At 65.6% G+C, this 17,232-nt stretch carries 15 protein-coding genes; 9 read left to right on the plus strand and 6 right to left on the minus strand.

Annotated elements, in window-relative coordinates; genetic code table 11:
* Positions 1-58: 58 nt before the first annotated feature.
* Positions 59-916 (plus strand): hypothetical protein, encoded by an 858-nt coding sequence (locus tag OGR47_RS03130; protein WP_165051383.1) that lies wholly within the window; start codon positions 59-61, stop codon positions 914-916.
* A gap of 106 nt (positions 917-1,022) precedes the next feature.
* Positions 1,023-3,743: a mechanosensitive ion channel domain-containing protein gene (locus OGR47_RS03135; RefSeq protein ID WP_165051381.1), complete on the plus strand. Its 2,721-nt coding sequence runs from the start codon at positions 1,023-1,025 to the stop codon at positions 3,741-3,743.
* Between the two features lie 15 nt (positions 3,744-3,758).
* On the opposite strand, the gene OGR47_RS03140 is transcribed toward OGR47_RS03135, so the two are convergent.
* Positions 3,759-5,321 carry a glucan biosynthesis protein gene (locus OGR47_RS03140; protein ID WP_165051379.1) on the minus strand — a complete coding sequence of 521 codons (1,563 nt, stop codon included), beginning with the start codon at positions 5,319-5,321 and terminating at the stop codon, positions 3,759-3,761.
* 693 nt (positions 5,322-6,014) lie between these two features.
* Here OGR47_RS03140 and OGR47_RS03145 point away from each other — a divergent pair.
* Both OGR47_RS03145 and OGR47_RS03150 read left to right on the plus strand, forming a co-directional pair.
* Positions 6,015-7,160 carry a type III PLP-dependent enzyme gene (locus tag OGR47_RS03145; RefSeq protein WP_165051377.1) on the plus strand — a complete coding sequence of 382 codons (1,146 nt, stop codon included), beginning with the start codon at positions 6,015-6,017 and terminating at the stop codon, positions 7,158-7,160.
* Between the two features lie 242 nt (positions 7,161-7,402).
* Positions 7,403-7,996 carry a GNAT family N-acetyltransferase gene (locus tag OGR47_RS03150; protein ID WP_165051374.1) on the plus strand — a complete coding sequence of 198 codons (594 nt, stop codon included), beginning with the start codon at positions 7,403-7,405 and terminating at the stop codon, positions 7,994-7,996.
* Here OGR47_RS03150 and OGR47_RS03155 read toward each other — a convergent pair.
* The 4 genes from OGR47_RS03155 to OGR47_RS03170 all read right to left on the minus strand — a co-directional run bounded on the left by OGR47_RS03155 (position 7,993) and on the right by OGR47_RS03170 (position 12,193).
* Complete coding sequence (locus OGR47_RS03155) at positions 7,993-8,598, minus strand: phosphatase PAP2 family protein (protein WP_165051372.1); 606 nt, start codon at positions 8,596-8,598, stop codon at positions 7,993-7,995. The genes OGR47_RS03150 and OGR47_RS03155 overlap by 4 nt on opposite strands.
* 213 nt (positions 8,599-8,811) lie before the next feature.
* On the minus strand, positions 8,812-10,626 hold the full coding sequence (locus OGR47_RS03160; protein WP_165051370.1) for an aminopeptidase P family protein: 1,815 nt from the start codon (positions 10,624-10,626) through the stop codon (positions 8,812-8,814).
* Positions 10,627-10,802: 176 nt separating this feature from the next.
* Positions 10,803-11,294: a GNAT family N-acetyltransferase gene (locus tag OGR47_RS03165; RefSeq protein ID WP_246729664.1), complete on the minus strand. Its 492-nt coding sequence runs from the start codon at positions 11,292-11,294 to the stop codon at positions 10,803-10,805.
* On the minus strand, positions 11,291-12,193 hold the full coding sequence (locus OGR47_RS03170; protein WP_165051368.1) for a 50S ribosomal protein L11 methyltransferase: 903 nt from the start codon (positions 12,191-12,193) through the stop codon (positions 11,291-11,293). Before OGR47_RS03170 ends, OGR47_RS03165 begins: the two co-directional genes overlap by 4 nt.
* A 277-nt stretch (positions 12,194-12,470) precedes the next feature.
* Here OGR47_RS03170 and OGR47_RS03175 point away from each other — a divergent pair, with 277 nt between their 5' ends.
* The 5 genes from OGR47_RS03175 (at position 12,471) to OGR47_RS03195 (ending at position 15,891) form a co-directional block, all read left to right on the plus strand.
* Positions 12,471-13,460: a hypothetical protein gene (locus OGR47_RS03175; protein ID WP_165051366.1), complete on the plus strand. Its 990-nt coding sequence runs from the start codon at positions 12,471-12,473 to the stop codon at positions 13,458-13,460.
* Between the two features lie 53 nt (positions 13,461-13,513).
* Positions 13,514-14,296, plus strand: coding sequence for a hypothetical protein (locus tag OGR47_RS03180; RefSeq protein WP_165051363.1), 783 nt, complete (start codon positions 13,514-13,516; stop codon positions 14,294-14,296).
* Between the two features lie 96 nt (positions 14,297-14,392).
* Positions 14,393-14,770 carry an HMA2 domain-containing protein gene (locus tag OGR47_RS03185; protein WP_165051361.1) on the plus strand — a complete coding sequence of 126 codons (378 nt, stop codon included), beginning with the start codon at positions 14,393-14,395 and terminating at the stop codon, positions 14,768-14,770.
* 147 nt (positions 14,771-14,917) lie between these two features.
* On the plus strand, positions 14,918-15,457 hold the full coding sequence (locus OGR47_RS03190; RefSeq protein WP_165051359.1) for a hypothetical protein: 540 nt from the start codon (positions 14,918-14,920) through the stop codon (positions 15,455-15,457).
* A gap of 137 nt (positions 15,458-15,594) precedes the next feature.
* Positions 15,595-15,891 carry a DUF5132 domain-containing protein gene (locus OGR47_RS03195; protein ID WP_165051357.1) on the plus strand — a complete coding sequence of 99 codons (297 nt, stop codon included), beginning with the start codon at positions 15,595-15,597 and terminating at the stop codon, positions 15,889-15,891.
* 61 nt (positions 15,892-15,952) lie between these two features.
* On the opposite strand, the gene OGR47_RS03200 is transcribed toward OGR47_RS03195, so the two are convergent.
* Positions 15,953-17,011, minus strand: coding sequence for a DUF2778 domain-containing protein (locus tag OGR47_RS03200; RefSeq protein ID WP_165051641.1), 1,059 nt, complete (start codon positions 17,009-17,011; stop codon positions 15,953-15,955).
* Positions 17,012-17,232 lie beyond the last annotated feature (221 nt).

Consider the following 17,232-nt stretch of genomic DNA (forward strand, 5'->3'; position numbering starts at 1 on the left):
AAGACGGCCGTTTCACGCAAGGCGGCGTAAATAGGCTCCGCCGCGAGGAGTCTCCCCGATGAGCGTCGAGAAGATCGCGCCGCTGCCGCCAGTGACCACGGATGCGCAGAGCCTGCGCGTCGCCAATCGGGCGCCGGCGCCGCCGGCGGCTTCCGCTGCCGCGCCGTCGCCGACAGCCGGCGCGCCGGCTGAGGGAATGTCGCATCTTTTCGACAGCCTCGTTCTGCCCTTGCCGGACATCAAGACCGGCGAGGACCGCCTGCTTTCGGCCGCCGTCGCCAAGGCCTCCTATGCGCAGGAGACCTCCCGGCCGATGATCGCGGAGCTGCGCGACGGCCGGCTGACCGAAGAGTCGATTCTGCGCGAGGCCGAGACATTGCTGCGCAACGCCGCGGAGGATCGCGGCGTCCCCGTGCGCCGGCTAATCGAGTCGGCGTATCAAATCCCGCTCGATCGGCTGCCGTCGGAAAATTCGCCTCAGTCTGTCTATGCGCTCAAAGGGCGTATCCCGGCCTATGACGCCAACGGCGGCGTGCGCTTATTCGATCTTTACCTGGCGCGAATAGACGCCGAGCGGTGGGAGGCCACGGTATTCCCGCATGAGCTGGCGCAAGGCGGTCCGGCCTTTCCCTATCCCACGCGGACAATCGATACCTATCGCCTGCTCATCGACCCCGGCGCGGGGCTCGTTCTCGCCAGCGTCATGGAGCAAATGATGCCGCGCCCCGTCGTGCGGCCGTCCGACACGCCTATTCTTTCCCCCACGGCCCTGCGCGGCATGGTGATCGCGGCCGTTCTCGCGGCGATCGCGCTGCTGCTGGCCAATCTGTTTTCCTGGCGTATTGCGGCGCTTTTCGCCGCTGCTGCGTTCGGCTTCCTGGCGCGCGTCCTCTTCGAGCGGAAGCCACGCTCCTAGCGGGCAGGCGCCGCCGCACGACTCCCTCCGAACGGCTTGAGCTTTAGAATTCTTTTAGCTAGGCGATAGGCTTTGTTTACTCAGTTTGGGTCGGAGTCAGAGAAGAATGGATAAGCAAAACGCGGCTGAGGGAGCCCGAACGACCTCGCTCTGGCAACCGGCGTTAGCGGCTTTGGCGGTTGCGCTGGCCCTGGTCGTCGCGGCGGCCTTCGCCGAACGGATCGACCGTAATGGCTGGCTGGAGAAGCAGCGCGACGAAGCGGTCGCTGATTTGGAGGCGATGAGCAGCGGGGCGACGCGGGATCTGACGCAAAAGGTCGCCGTCGTGCAGGGCCTCAGCGCATTGGTCGGCGCCAATCCGAACATCGACCAGCAAGCATATTCGAATTACATCCGCCCGTTCATCCGCGAGAATCCAGACCTGCGCCGGGTTTTCCTCGTGAAGAACGGAAAGGTGGCGCGGATCGAGCCCTTCACCGAAAACCGCGCCGCGCTCGACCGGATCGAGACGCATATCCTGGCGTCCGATCCTTCTGTGGCGCGGTCGATCGAAAAGGGAACGCCCGCTCTCGTCGGCCCCTTCGCGTTACGCGACGGCGAGCCGGGCTTGCTCTATGCGCGTCCCGTTTTCACTGAAGGATCTCCGGGTCCTGGCGCCAAACCCGCTTTCGTCGGCATAACTCTCGAAGCCGGACCGGCCGTAGAATGCAAATTCGGTCTTTGCGAGCCGCGCCCGAAATATCGCATCGCGATGAAGATCTTTGTCGATCAGCAATATCGCGGCATGTTGCGCGGCGAGCCGGGTCTCTTCGACGCTGCCGGACAGCCAGCGCTTACGGCCGTGCGCTTCCCCGGCGTGCGGATCGAGATCGCCGCCCTGCCTTCTGACGGATGGAACCAGGACTCGCCCAATCGGTGGGCCATCCGCGGCCTTGCGCTTCTTCTTTCCCTCTTTTGCGGAACGGTCGCCTTTGTTTGGCTGCGCGGCGCGGCCGGCTTGCCGCTCGGCAGCCGCCTGTGGGCTTTTGGGGCGTCTGCTTCCGTGTTTCTGGTTCTCCTCGGGCTGGCGACGATCCTCGATCGGCTGGAAGTGAGCCGCGCGGCAGGCGCCTCTCGCGACGCCACGCAGAAGGAACTCGGCCTCGTCACCAGCCGTGCGACGCGCGACGTGACGGAAGAGCTCTCGGTCAGCAGCAATCTTTCGGCCTTTGTGTCGGCGCATCCGGATTTCTCCGATGCCGAGTTCCGCCAATTCGCCCAACGGCTCCGGCGCGGGAATCCGGACGTCATATCGATTCGCCTCGCGCGCGGCGGCAAGATCAGCCACGTCGAGCCTCCCGATTCGATCGATCCGGCGCTGATCGGCCACGATCTGGCCCATTCCGCCGCCGACGCGGCCGCGAACCAACGGGCCTTGGAGACCGGGCTCCCCGTGTTCTCCGGCCCGGTCAACATGCCCAACGGCGATCAGGCGTTCCTCTATCGGCGTCCCGTGTTCCTTGGGGATCAAGGGCCGTCGCGCGACAATTTCTGGGGCTTCGCCACGGTGCTGATCGATCGCAAGGCGCTCGTCTGCCGCCTGGGCGTTTGCGCTGAGCCGCAGAAATACCGCTTCGCCATGCGGTTGGAGCAGGATGGGACGGCGCAACCGGCTTTTCAGGGCGATCAGAAACTTTTCGACGAGGGATCGGACGCGCTGGAGACGGCGGTGCGCCTCCCCGGAGCGCAGATCGACATTGCCGCCGTTCCGTTCGAGGGGTGGTCCGGCGGCGCCGATCGCCGCTGGCTTATTTGGACGCTGGCGATCCCCTTCGCCTTCACATCCGCCGGCGCCCTGCTGTTCGTCTTCGCCCGCTGGCCAGAGGCCAGCTTACGCGTCCTGGTCGGGCTGGCGGCTTTCGCCGGCGGCAATATTGCGGCTTATCTCGCGCCCGACATCGAAGCGCTCGTCAAGGCGACGGGGCTCGGCGTCGAAAAAGCGGTTTGGCCGAGCATCGTCGCCTGGATCGCCTTTGCTTGCGCCTACACGTTCAATTCCTGGCTCGAAGGGCACGTCTGGAAAGCGGTCGCGGATTCTGCCGACCCGCAGCGCGCGCCGGCGATATTGCGGTCGGTCGTTTCCTTCCTGATCTATGGCGTGGCCCTGCTGTGGGCCGGCCATTTTTTGTTCGGCCTGGATTTGCAAGGCGTGGGGCTGACATCCGGGCTCGTCGGGATCGTGGTCGGTTTCGCTGTCCAGAAACTCATTCTCGACTTCTTCGCGGGCGTCATGATCGGCATGGAGAAGCCTTTCGTGCTCGGCGACTGGATCGAGATTTCGAGAGGCGAGATTCGCGGCATGGTCACAGAGATGACCTGGCGCACCACGACGATCCGCACGACCTCGCCGGACTATGTGATGGTGCCCAACTCGGTGCTCGCCGGGGCGACGATCGTCAATCGCTCCCGTCCGGCCTCTTGGTCGGAGTCAACCATCATTGTCTCGACCTTCGCCGGCGTTCCGACCGCTCTTATTCGCAAGGCGCTGGAAGAGGCGATCGACGCCGCGCTTCCCCAAATCGACAACATCAGCCGCGAAAAGGCTCCCCGTGTCGAGGTCTACGACAGCAGGGAAGGCCAAATTCAATATATCCTGCGCTTCTATGTTCACTTCGGGCTGAAGAGCGACGCCCCGGCGAGAAGCGCTTTGCTGGCCGCGATCCAAACCGCTTTCGACGCTCATGGCGTCGAATTCGCTTGGGGTAGAACGGGCCGCCCCGAAAAGAAAACGCCGGCGCTTAACGGCGACGGCGCGATGAAGCCGGTCGGCGCTTTCGAGCTTGGCTAAGCTAGGGGCGGCGCCTCAGGTTCCCGACGGCGCCGTCCAGGGATAGGTCCAGGTCTCCGTCAGCGTGCGACCGTTCGCGCGCAGGAAGAGCCGCAGATCCGCGGTGTCGCCCGGTTTCACCGAGACGTCGAAGAGCGCCCGCAGCCCGTCGATATGTTGATTGGCCGTCACGCTCGCGCGCAGCACACGGCCGGAAGAGGTGGAGGCGACCGCTTCGACCTGCGCCGGATCGGAAACATAGTAGCTGAGGTCGCCGCCGGCAAAGTCCACGAGAAAACGCCTTGCGCCGGGATTGTTCGGCTCGGACGAGCCGAGCGCCCGCGCCGGCGCCTCGAAGGTATGGACGACGCGACCGTTCGGCGCGAGGCGCGGCATGTCGAGCCCGGCGGTGACGCGGTAGGCGAAGGAGAAGGGCTTGTCGGGCTCGGGGGGCGTCGCGGGCGCCCAGCTCGCCACGATATTGTCGTTGGTTTCGTCCGGGGTCGGCAGCTCGATGAGCTCGACGCGGCCCTCGCCCCAATCGCCGACAGGCTCGACGAAATAGCTCGGCCGGTTCTGATAGGCGAGGTCGAGGTCCTGATAGGATTCGAAGGTGCGGTCGCGCTGCAGCAGGCCGAATCCGCGCGGATCGCGATCTAGAAAAGACGACATGCGTTCGCGCGCCGGATTGCCCAGCGGGCGCCAGAGCCACTCGTCCGAGCCGGTGCGAACGAGCAGCCCGTCGGAATCATGCAGCTCGTCGCGGAAGCCGTCGCGCACGCGGCGGTCGTTTTCGCCGGTGAGATACATCGAGGTGAGCGGCGCAAGGCCGAACTTCACGCCCGCACGGCGCGGAAACAGCGTCGCCTGCACGTCGAGCGTGCTTTCCTGCCCGACCGTGAGATCGAAGCGATAGGCCCCCGTCGCCGCTTCGCCGTCGAGCAAAGCGTAGATCGTGATGTGGTTGTTGCCCGAAACCGGCGTCTCCACCCAGAACTCGCGGAAGAAGGGGAAGGTCTCCCGGCTCGTGCCCGCTTCGACGCAGAGCGCGCGGGCCGAGAGGCCATATTGCTGATCGCGACCGAGGAAGCGGAAATAGCTCGCTCCCAGAAACGAGATCGCCTCATCCTCGACGTGCGGATCATTGACAGGGAAATGCAGGCGGAAGCCGGCGAAGCCGGTGTTGACCGCGGGCGACTTGTCGAGCTTCAGCCTGCCATAGTCGAACATGGCGGGCGAATAGGGAATCGGCGCGGCGATGCCGTCGCGGATCGTGTTGATCGTGACGGCGCGGCGGTAGAGGAAGCCCAGGTGAAAGGTCTGGAGCCGGAAGCCGCCGGTGAGATTGGAAAACAGCGCGTGGTCCGGCTTGTAGCGGATGTCGCGCCACGTGTCGTACTCGAGCGCATTGAAAGGGTCGGGCAGGCGTGGCGTCGCATCTTCGAAAGGCGCCCGGGCGAGACCGCGCGCGCGCGCCACGACTTCGTCGAAGCCGAATTTCGGAGCGGGGCTTTGGCTCTGCCCGTAGGCGGGAAAGGCGATCTGCGCGCCTGACGCGGCCAAGGCGCCGATCATTTGGCGCCGGGTGATGTTCATCATCTTCGATTACCGAAGCAGCGCTTGTTTTCTGCATCTGCATGTGCAGCGCGCGGCTAAAGCTGCTCTAGCGTTAACGCCCCGGTTGCGCAAGCCGTTGCCTCTCCCGCGCTCGCGGGGCGCCGCCTCGACTACGCTGCGCCATGGCCGAAAAAATTCCCGACAAAGGTCAAAAAAGGCTTGTGTCGGACCGAAAAGGGCGTATCTACAGCCTTGCCCAAATCGCACGTGCCTGTGGTCGTGTGTCGGTCGGCGGGGATCCGGACAAGAGGCCGGTTAACCACCGTTAAAAAAACCGGCAGCCGGAGGCGAACCGGCGAACTCCGCTCTCAGCGGAGGATCGCGACTTAAAGCAACGACGGACCGGGCTTTTTTGGTCTCTGTCAGCCCTCCAAAGGCCGACTTACCGAAGAGGCTTGTCTTTCTTGCCGGGCGTGCGGAAAGGGTTCTTCCCCTTCCAATCGAGGCTGTTCTGATACCGAGCGACATGCGTCTGTGCGCGTGTTTTTCGTTGTCCGACTGGCCGACGGCGCATCACCGGATTGTTCGCGCGCAAGCGTGGCGATCCTGGATTGCTGGCGCATTCAACCGTCGTCGCGTCTCCACCACGCGCGCGAGGGAACGGCGTCGTGCATCCGCCGAAGCAACTTGGTTCCTGGCGCGGCTCGACCCGCGCCCTTCGAAGGGGATGCCGCAATGACCGACCGTATCCAAGAATTCCTCGCCGAGCGCCGCCGCGGCGGCCGCGACACGGGTCCCTGCCTCGTCGTCGATCTCGATGTCGTGCGCGAGAACTATCTCGGCTTCGCCAAATCGCTGCCCGACACGCGCGTCTTCTACGCCGTGAAGGCCAATCCGGCGCCGGAAGTGCTCTCGCTGCTCGCGTCGCTGGGCTCCTGCTTCGACACGGCCTCGCTCGTCGAGATCGAGCAGGCGCTCGCCGCCGGCGCTACGCCTGATCGCATCTCCTTCGGCAATACGATCAAGAAGGAGCGCGACATTGCGCGCGCCTTCGAGTTCGGCATCCGCCTCTTTGCGGTCGATTGCGTCGAGGAAGTCGAGAAGATCGCGCGCGCCGCGCCGGGCTCGAAAGTGTTCTGCCGCATCCTCTGCGACGGCTCGGGCGCCGAATGGCCGCTGTCGCGCAAATTCGGCTGCGTCCCGGAGATGGCGACGCGCGTGCTGGAACATGCGCATCGCCTGGGCCTGCAGGCCTATGGCGTCTCCTTCCATGTCGGCTCGCAGCAGACCGACCCGCGCAAGTGGGACGGCGCGCTGAAGTCGGCGGCCGACATTTTCCGTGATCTCGCTGAGCGCGGCATCAATATTCAGATGGTCAATCTCGGCGGCGGTTTCCCGACGAAATATCTGAAGAACGTGCCGGCGGTGAAACAGTATGGCAACGCCATCTTCCGCGCGTTGTCGAAGCATTTCGGCAACCGCATTCCGGAGACGATCATCGAGCCGGGCCGCGGCATGGTGGGCAACGCCGGGATCATCGAGGCGGAAATCGTGCTGATCTCGAAGAAGTCGGAAGCCGAGGGCGAGCTGCGCTGGGTCTACCTCGACATCGGTAAGTTCAACGGCCTCGCTGAGACGATCGACGAGATGATCCGCTACCCGATTCGCACGGAAGCGGACGGCGCGCCGACCGAGCCTTGCGTCATCGCGGGCCCGAGCTGCGATTCGGTGGACGTGCTCTATGAGAAGGCGCCCTATGCGCTGCCGATTTCGCTCGAGATCGGCACGAAGGTGCTGATCGAGGGAACGGGAGCCTATACGACCACCTATTCGGCAGTCGGCTTCAACGGCTTCCCGCCGCTCGAGACCTTCATCATCTGAGCGATTCGTCGCTCGACTCGCAACGTCATGGCCGGGCTCATCCCGGCCATCCACGCCAGCGCGATCTCGCATCGCGTGGATGGATGCGCGCGTGGGCATGACGCTCGAAAGAACATGATCCCATCCCGCAGACGCATGCGTCTGCGGAGCGAGATCGAAATCCTAGTAAAACCAGTCCCGTACGGCGGGCGCGTCGCCACGCGCCAGGCGCGAGGGTCGCTTGTCCTCTGAGGGAGGAACAGATGACCTTTAACCTTCACACCGACCTCTTCGCGCCCATCGCAGCCCCCGTGGCGCTGCCGAGCGCGTCCTTTGCGATTCGCGAAGAGACGGCGGCGGATGTCGGCGCGCGCGAAGCCCTGCTCGACGCCGCTTTCGGACCCGCGCGATTCCTCAAGACCTGCGAAAGGCTGCGCGAGGGGCATGTGCCCGCAGAGGGGCTGGCGCTTGTCGCCAGGGACGATGAGGGCGAGCTGCTCGCGACGATTCGCTTGTGGCCGGTCTTCGCCGGCGGACGCCGTCCGGCGCTGCTGCTCGGCCCGCTGGCGGTCGCCGAGCACGCCCGCTCGCTGGGGCTCGGCGGCGAGATGATGCGCGCGTCTCTGGATCGTGCGACGGCGCTCGGCCATAGCGCGGTGCTGCTTGTCGGCGACGAACCCTACTATCGTCGCTTCGGCTTCGAGCGCCGCTTCACCGAGGAGCTGACGCTACCGGGCCCGGTGGAGCGTGCGCGCTTTCTGGGGCTGGAACTAATCCCGGGCGCGCTCGAAGGCGCCAGGGGCCGCGTGAGCGCGGCGCCTGCCGAGGCGCCGCTGACGCTCCCGCGCGCGGCCTAGAAAAGCGCGAGCGCGTAAGTCGACAGCGGGAAGGCGAGGCCGAGGCCGAGCGCTATGCCGGCGATGACGTCGCTCGGATAGTGATGCGCTGTCGCGATCCGCGACCAGGCCATGGAGATCACGAGGACCACCGCGGAAGCGCTCATCGCCGGCCACGCAAGGACGATCGGCGCCAGCACGCCGGTCAGCGTCATGGCGTGGCCACTCGGGAAGGAGTGCTCGTCCAGCGTCTTCAGCAGCGACGGCAGGCGCTGATCGACATGGAAGGGGCGCTTGCGGCAAAAGCGGCGCTTGATGATCGGATAGAGAATGTGCAGCAGCGCGGCGTTGGCGGCGGCGAGCAGCACGACATGCCAGCCCCGCCAGCCGAGCCCGAGGAAGACGATGGTGAGGAGGATCGGATAGATCCAGCCATTGCCGAGCTTGCTCACGCCAATGGCGAGAAAGCGGATAGCCTTGGGCCGCGCCGAGCGGGAGAAGAGGTGAACGGCGGCAAGATCAGCGTCCAGAAGACGTTGCAGCCATTGGCCGGAGAGGCCGGTTTGCGGGAGGGATGACGCATCGCGCGTCAGCTTCGCCGCTAGATCCGTCGTAAACGCCATGACGCAAGGCTAGGGATATTGCGCTGCGTTTTCGCGACGTTGCGACTGCGTTTGCGTGACGGTTGGATTGAGCTTGCATGACGGCGCTGTGATGGTTCAGTGACAGCGTGGCCGTATCACTCCGTCATTGCGAGGAGCAAAGCGACGAAGCAATCCAGGGCCGTGATGTGGCTCTGGAGTGCTTCGCTCCGCTCGCAATGACGGTTTCTCCGCTCAAATCGCCTGCGTCGCCTCTCTCAGCCACCGGCGCGTCTTGGCGTCCAATAGCGGCGAGAGCGTCTTGCGCACATAAGCGTGATAGGCGTTGAGCCAGGCGCTCTCTTCGACGTTCATCAACTTCGGCTCGATGCAGTTCAAATCGAAAGGCGCGAGCGTGATGCTCTCGAAGCCATACATTTCGCGCTCGGCGCCGGCGATCTCACGCTTTTCTACGATGATGAGATTTTCGAGCCTGATTCCATATTCGCCGGCGCGGTAATAGCCGGGCTCATTCGAGAGGATCATGCCGGGCTGCAAGGGCGTCGCGCCCATCTTGGAAATGCGCTGCGGCCCCTCGTGCACGGAAAGATATGAGCCGACGCCATGGCCGACGCCATGATCGAAATCGAGCCCCGCCTCCCACAAATAACGCCGCGCGAAAGCGTCGAGCTGCGCGCCCGTGACGCCTTTGGGAAACACCGCCCGCGCAATGGCGATATGGCCCTTGAGCACGCGGGTGAAATGATCCTTCAATTGCTTCGAGGCGCGGCCGACGACGACCGTGCGCGTTACATCCGTCGTGCCGTCGATATATTGCGCGCCGCTGTCGATGAGATAGACGCCCTTGCCGATCTTGAGATTGCTTTTCTCGGTCACGCGATAATGCGGGATCGCCGCATGCTCGCCGAAGGCGGAGATCGTCGGGAAGGAAATGTCGCGCAGATCGCCGCTCTCGCGGCGGAAGGTCTCCGCGGCTTCGGCCGCTGTGATTTCGGTGAGCGCGCCCTTGGGCGCCGCTTCGGCGAACCAGGCGAGGAAGCGCGTCAGCGCGGCGCCGTCGCGGATATGCGCTTCGCGCGCGCCGGCGAGCTCGGCTTTGTTCTTGATGGCCTTTGGCAGCGCCGCGGGGTCGTCGGTCACGCGTGGCTTGCCGCCGGCGGCGCGCAGCGTCTCGACGAGCTTCACGGGCGCAGTGGCGGCGTCGAACATCACCGTCTCGCCACACTTGCCGGCTTCCGTCAGATCGCTGATCAGCTCGGAGGGGGCGCGCAGCGCAAGGAATTTTTCCAGAGCGGCGCGCGTTTTCGCGTCGAGCTTGGCGTCGTCGACGTAAAGCGCCGGCGCGCCTTCCTTGGGCAGAAGCGCGAAAGCGAGGACAATTGGCGTATGCGCCACATCCGCGCCGCGTATGTTGAACGCCCAGCAGATGGCGTGCGGATCGGACATCAGCGCCGCGTCGGCGCCCTTGAGCGCCTCGCGCAGCTTCTTGATTTTGGAGGCGGCCGTTTCGCCCGCACAGCGCGCGGGATGGATGGCGACAGGCCCCACGGGCTCGCTCGGGCGATCGGCCCAAAGCGCGTCGATCGGATTGGCGTCGAGCGGGACGAGCGCGATCTTCTTGCCCTCGACCGCCTTGGCGAAGCGCTCGATCTGGCCGCTCGTATGCACCCAGGGATCATAGCCGATGCGGGCGCTCTCGCGCGCATGCTCCGCGAGCCATTGCGAAGGCGCGGTCTCAGAGATGTCGACGGGCGTGATGATCTTGCCGTCGATCTCCTGGCGCACCTGGATCACATAGCGCCCATCGACGAAGATCGCCGCTTCCTGCGCGAGAACCACGGCGAATCCGGCGGAGCCGGTGAAGCCTGTCAGCCAGGCGAGGCGCTCGGCGCTTTTGGGCACATATTCGTTCTGATGCGCGTCGGCGCGCGGAACGAGGAAGCCGTCGAGGTTTTGGCGCGCGAGTTCCTCGCGCAGCGCGGCGATCCGCGTGGCGCTGTCATGCGAGGAGGAGGCGTCGGCGAAGGATTGGAATTTTGCTTCGAACATGAAGCAAAGCTAGTTCGTGAAGGGATCATGAGCAATGGTTTGTCGTCGCCGCAAGCGCCCCCTCCCTGTCCCTCCCCCGCGATCCGCGGGAGAGGGGACGCTCGCGATTAGCATCGTCAATGAAGGCTGCAATCTGCTCCCGCTCCAGCGATAGCGGGGGAGGGCTGGGGAGGGGGCTATCGCAACCGCAGCGCCATCAGCGCCTCGCCGAGATAATCGCCGTCGCCGAGCTTCGCCGCATGGGGCTCGACGCCATAGGTCTCGAAACCCCAGCGTTCGTAGAATCGCTTCGCTCGCGGGTTCTCATTGACGACTGTCAGCGTGACGATCTCCACCCGAGCGCGGGCCTGTTCGATCAGCGCTTCCATCAGCCTGTCGGCCGCGCCCGAGCCACGATGCGCCGCGCGCAGATACATGCCCCAGAGCAGCGCCTTGTGACCCAACTTCGCGCCCGAGAAAAAGGCCAGCCCTGCGGCGCCCGCAAGCGCGTCGCCGGCGAAGTAGCCGACGACGAAATCGCGCTCCAGCCGAGCCGCCTTCTCTGCAGCTCCGCCGCCCGCCTCGTCCTGCGGGGCATAGCGAAAGCAGCGCGGCTCGAGGCGGAAGGCCTCCAACCGCAGATGATGGAACGCCTCCGCATCCGCAGCGCGGAGGCGGCGGATCGTCACCGCGCGCCGCCGCGTCTCAACACCAGCGTCGCCCAGCCGTCGATGTCGCCGCGTTCGGCGAGCGAAAAGCCCTGGGAGCGATAGGCCGAGAGAACGCCGGCCACGTCGCGGGCGAGGAGGCCCGAGAGCACCAGCTCCGCCCCCGGCGCTGCGGCTGCGGCGATGGACGGCGCGAGCAGCCGCAAGGGCTTCGCCAAAATATTCGCGAGGATGAGGTCGTATTTTCCGACGATGGCTTCATGGCGCAGCCCCACGGCCACGACCGGCCGCACATAGGCGCCGGCGTTATTGGCCACCGCATTGGCGCGGGCCGTTTCGACCGCGACAGGGTCGATGTCGCCGCAGGCCACAGGCTGATGCAGGAGCTTGGCCGCCGCGATCGCCAGCACGCCCGTCCCGGTGCCGACGTCGAGCACGCGGCGGGGGCGGCGGCGTTTCAAAACGCGATCCAGCGCGCGGAGACACCCTAGCGTGGTGCCGTGGTGGCCGGTGCCGAAGGCGAGCGCCGCCTCGATCTCGACGCCGATGTCATTCGCTCGCACCCGCTCACGATCGTGCGAGCCATGCACCAGCACGCGGCCGGCGCGCACCGGCTCGAGCCCGGCGAGCGATTTCTGAACCCAGTCTTCCTTGGCGATCTCGGAGAATTCTGCGCGCGCGGCGGTCTCGGCGTCGGCCACCACCTCGATCAGCGCGCGGATTTCATCTTCGTCGGGCGCATCAGCGAAATAGACCTCGACCGTCCAGACTGGGCCGTCGTCGACCTCGAAGGCGCCGGCGGCTGTCTCGGTGGGGTCGAACGTCTCGACGATGATGTCCGCGACGGCGCGGGCGCGCCGCTCGTCCGTGGAGAGGCGCAGCACATGGCTGGCGCCGTTGGGGGGAAGGCCTTCGAGCATGAGGCGCGCTTAGCACGGCGAGCCGGGGCGCGTCACCTTTTGGAGGCGATATCGTCCTTCGTGGAATTCGCCTCGGCGCCAGGGGCATTGAGCCAGACTAACGCAAGCCCACTGTTTGCCTGCTGACCCCGCGCGCCGTTAACGCGCCGCGGGGCGCTTGCTGTCGCTAGAGGGGGCGCTCTGCGACTACCGCCACCGCGATGGCCCCCGCCGCGTTGCCGTCCTCCTTTCCCGCATCGCTCTCGCCCTGTATGGTCCCGCTCGTAAGGGAGCGGAAATGACCGAAAAACTAACGGTTTGTCTCGTTGGGCCCAAGAAGGGCGGCAAGTCCTCGCTTCTGGCGTCGCTCGTCGATTGCGTCGCGCAGAGCGCCTTCGGCTATCCGCCCCGCTTGCGGCCGGCGCTGCAGCCGATCTCGCAGGCCGAGTTTGCCGCCGGGCCGGTCGACCTGCGTCGCGCCGATTTTTTCGCGGCCGAGAAGGGCGACTATGAGCGCCTTAAACAGGAATTCTCGGACGGCGGCGTCGCAACCGACACGCTGAACACCTACGAATATTATTTCCGCCTCTCGGTGAATGGCGAGGCGCCGCCCGAGGTCGTGACGCGCGGCCCCTGGTTGGTGGAGATCGTCGACTCGGCGGGCGAAATCGCCGCGCCGCCGGATGGCGCGGAGGTCGCCATTCTCAATGACGTGAAAGCCAAGCTCGCGCGTCAGATGCTGGAGGCCGATGCGCTGGTGATGGTGCTGCCGCTGGTGCGGCTCGAAGATTCAGCCTGGATGGGCGCGCTGGCGCGGCTCGTCGACCGTCTCGCGCTCGCGCGTGAAAAGAAGCTCAAGCGCCTCGTCGTCGTCTTTTCGCAATATGAGCGGCTGTTCACGCGGCTCGGACCGAGCGCTTTCACCTATGCCTGTGATCCGGCCGTGGCGCTGCATGTCTTGCGCAAGTCGCTGCGCTCGGCGCAATGGCTCTCGCGGCTCAGGGCGCTGGAGGCCGTCGGCGTCTCGGTGCGCTACACGGTCTGCTCGGCTTACGGCTTCGCCAAACGCTTCCAGAACCCGAATATGGACCCGCATCAGCCCGGCGAGCGCCGCTTCCGCCGTCCCGGTCTCGAAGGCGCGCGCGTCCACAGCGAATATTGGCGGCCGTTTCTGACCGCCGAGCCCATTCTCTACGCCGCCCTCGGCCTCGACAGCGCCTTCACATTCTCCCACATTCAAATCGACGCGCGGGAGGAGGAAATTCTGGCCGCCGCAATTCTCGCGTAATGATATTTTGCTATTTTTCGTAAAACGCAAAATGCGTTGCGAGGGCAAGGCTTATGGCTAGGGGAGCGCCGTCTGGCGCCAGTGAGGCGGTCGTCACGTTTCATCGCCTGCATTACGGCAAGCTCGGCGAGGGCGAGGAGCGACGCATTCCCGCGTCCGAGGGCTATGCCGTCACGCGCCGTTCTGCGGGCCTCGATCGCGCCTGGGATCCGCATCTTTCGCCTTTGCGTCTGACGGGCCTGCGCCGATTCGAGCCGGACGCCATCGACATCGGAGCGCGCAGCGCCGGTTGCCTGGTGGCGCGGGCCGTTGGCGACAGCATGATTTTCATGCGCGCCCGCTTCCGGCCCGAGGATGGCGAGCGCGGCTCTGGGCGGCTGCATCAACAGGCGGCGATCCTGGTCGGCTCCTTCGAATCCTTTCGCGGGCATCCGGCTGGCTGCCTCTCCATCGCGGCGCATGATTTGCGGGCGTTGCCCGATCTCGCGAGCGAGGGCGCGGCCGTGCGGCTGAACGAGGCGCCGCTCCGCTGGCGGGTCTCGCGGCCAGATCCCGAAGGCGTGCGCCGCATTTTGGAGCGCGCGCCCTGGGCCTTTCCAATGCTCGAAACGCTGCTCGACGGCGCAGATAATTGCGCCGACGCCTGCCGCGACTTCGGCGCTCGCGACTTCCCCGATGAAGGCGCTTTCCTCGCCGCCGTGGGCTTCGTGCTGGAGCTCCTGCCGTCGGCCTATCCACGCTGGCGCGACGTCAGCGTCGTTTCGGGCCTCGCCAATCCGTTGCCGGGCCTTTGCCTGCGTTATGTCCCGTCCCTGGGACGAGCGCAGGCGGCGTGATCGCCCGGATCGGAGGGATGCGCCAAAGAAATGTCATGCAGGTGTAATTTTATCAGGCTAAGTATTTGTACCACCAACACTAAAGTCGGCTGCCAGATGGTCCTTCACCTGCACCATGTTCCGGGACGACTGCGGGTCTGCCTCGCCAAGCTCATCGGCGACTCGCGCGCGATTATCCCCCTTCATTCGGCGTTGCTTGCCGTTCCCGGCGTGAGATCGGCTTCGATCAACGCCCACACCGGCAGCGTGACGGTGCTTTATCACCGAAACGACTTCGACCTGGAGGCGTTTTGGGGAACGTTGCGGCGGCAGGGTTGTCTCAGCGACCCGTCGACCGCCGAGCCCGCCGTTTCATCCAGGCGAGATTCCGTGGCGGCAGGCGCGGCCTCCGCTGTTGGCGAAGCGCTGGCCTCTGCGGTCGTCAAGCACCTTTTCGACCGTTCGGCGCTCTCGCTGGTCAAATTGCTGGTCTGATCGCGAGCAGCTCGATCCTTTGAGATAAATCGCTCGCCCGGGCGCCCGCGCGCCGCTCTTGAATGCGCGTTTGGCGCAACTATCGTTTCATCGACAGATCGCCTCGCCCGGAGAAGAAGGCGTCGGCGCCTATTCGGGAGACGCGCCATGACGGACAATCATGGATTTCACGTCGCGCACGCCACGCCTCGGCGGCTACGACTCCAGGCGCCGCACAAACGCGGCGATCGTTCATTTTTCCGGTCCGTGCAAGACCAGCTGTCGCAATGGCCGGATGTCGAGCGCGTGGACGTCAATCCGTTTTCCACGAGCGTCGTGATCCATTCTTCGGACGCCAAAGCGGTAATGAACTTGCTCGAGTCGAGCGGCATGCTGCGGGTGATCGAAGCTCTCGCGCCGGCCCATGAGGCCGAGCTGGAACGCCGCCCGCCGAAACCAACGCAGGGCAGGCCGGACGCGCAAATCCAGCAATGGAGCCGCGGCCGCGTCAATGTGGCGCGTATCTCGGTTTTTGCCGTTGTGGGGGTGAGCGTCGCAATCAAGCTGGCGCGCGGCAACAATGTCGCCGCGGCGGCCATGGTGCTGCTCTATGGCGGCCGGGCGGCGCAACGCTGGTTGGGTTCCCGTCAGGGCGGGAAGCGCGCCGCCGCACCTTTCGTCCGGCCTCTGCTACCATCGGGCGGGTGAGGGAGCAGACTTTGCCGCTTCTGCGGAGTTCCGGCTAACTCAAAGATTTTGAGAGTATTTTTTATACACGGCTTTCCCTTGAAGGCGCGATGCGAATGCGCACATGACCCCCCGATGACACCCTAGAGGAGGACGGCATGGCCCTGTTCGAAGATCTCATGGAAGAAGCATTGGGACCCGTGGCGATCGGCATTGGGGCGCTTCTCGTCGTTCCGGCGTTGTTCCCCTCGGTCGGGCGCGCGCTGCGGCCGGTAGCCAAGGGAGCGATCAAAACCGGCATCTCCGTCTATGAGAGGACTGTCTCCACCATAGCCGAGGCGACAGGCGATCTTGTTGCGGAGGCGCGTTCCGAGCTCGAGAGCGAGTCGCACCAAGTCGCGGGCCCGCAGCGTCACGAGCCGGCTCACGGGCACGCCCACGCGCCGGCCGGCTGATCGGATTGCACTAAGCAAAATGCTGGCCGAGGGCGCTCAGATCGCCGTCGGCTGAGCCTTTTTACATCCGCGCGACGACGACGAGACGGCGCACGTCGCCGCGCTTATAGGCCTGTAGAAAAGCGTTGTAGTCTCGGAAGGAGACGCAGCCATTCGAGTCGCCGTTTGGACCCAGCATGAAGGTATGGGCAAGGAGACCGGCGCGCCCATAGATGTTGTTTCCGCCGACGGGCGTGAGCCGAAGCGCCTCCACGCCGTGGAACAACGCCTCGCGCGGCGAAAGGGCGTAGATGCTCGGCGGGGTCGGGCCCTTCATCCGAATATGCACAAATCTCGGGTCGTCGAGATGCTGGCCGAGGCCGGAATGCGCCTCCAGCTTGGTCCCGTCCGGCATGTAAACCGTGTGGGCGGAAATGTCGTAGACCGCCGTGCCGGCGCCGGGGCGAGCCGCCGCGGTCGATTGAGCGGGGACGGAGGGCGCGACCGCGCTGGTCAGGCCGCCAAAGAGGCCGCCGGTCGTTTCCTGGGGAGCATAGGCTAAAGCCTGGGTCTGCCCCGGAGCGGCGACCGCCTGCTGCTGTCGGCGCGCGCCGCGGCCCAAGGCGGGCTGGGGCTGGGCAGCCTGCTGCTGCTCGGCGCCGGCGCCGCCGAAAACCTTTTCGAAGAAGCTGCGGTTGTCCGCCGGCGCGGGCGCCGGCTCGCTCGGCAGCGCCGCTTGGCGCATGGGCGCCGGCTCGGACGCGTGGCTCATGGAATTTTTTAGCTCGGCCGGGCGACGCGGCGGCAATGGCGCGCCCTCTTCCTCGGCGCCCTGGGCTATGTCGGAGGGCGTCGGCTCGACGTTGTCACGAGGCGCGGCCGACTCGATCTTGGCGTCAAGCGCGGCGGACTGTTCCAGCGCGGGCGCCGTCGCCGTGGCGCTGCGCGCCCAGGGGCCGAGCCCCACCACCATTGGGCCATAGGGATTGGGGCCGGGCGTCGGCTGCGCGGCCTCAGCGAGGACCGGGGCGGGCGTCGGCCGCTGCGGAAGTTCATGCCAAGCGGCGAAAAAGCCCGCGGACAGCGCGCCCGCGCCCAGCACCGTATAAGCGAGCGGCCGGCCATGGTCGCGTGACAACATGCCATGTAGCGTATGGGTTTTCTTCAACGTCCGCCCCCGAAAGGATCGCCGGCGCGCGCCACCTGCGGCTTTCGGAGTCCGACTGCAACCGAATCGACACCCCAGCCAGGAACTTGGCGCGCGCTATAGCGCCATGGCAACACTTTGGAAAAGCATCACGGCCTTGCTTGGGCTCAATTCGGGCGAATTCTTGGCCGTAAACAGGCTCTTCGGGGAACGGG

The organism is Methylocystis sp. MJC1 (genome assembly GCF_026427715.1).
Classification (GTDB): domain Bacteria; phylum Pseudomonadota; class Alphaproteobacteria; order Rhizobiales; family Beijerinckiaceae; genus Methylocystis.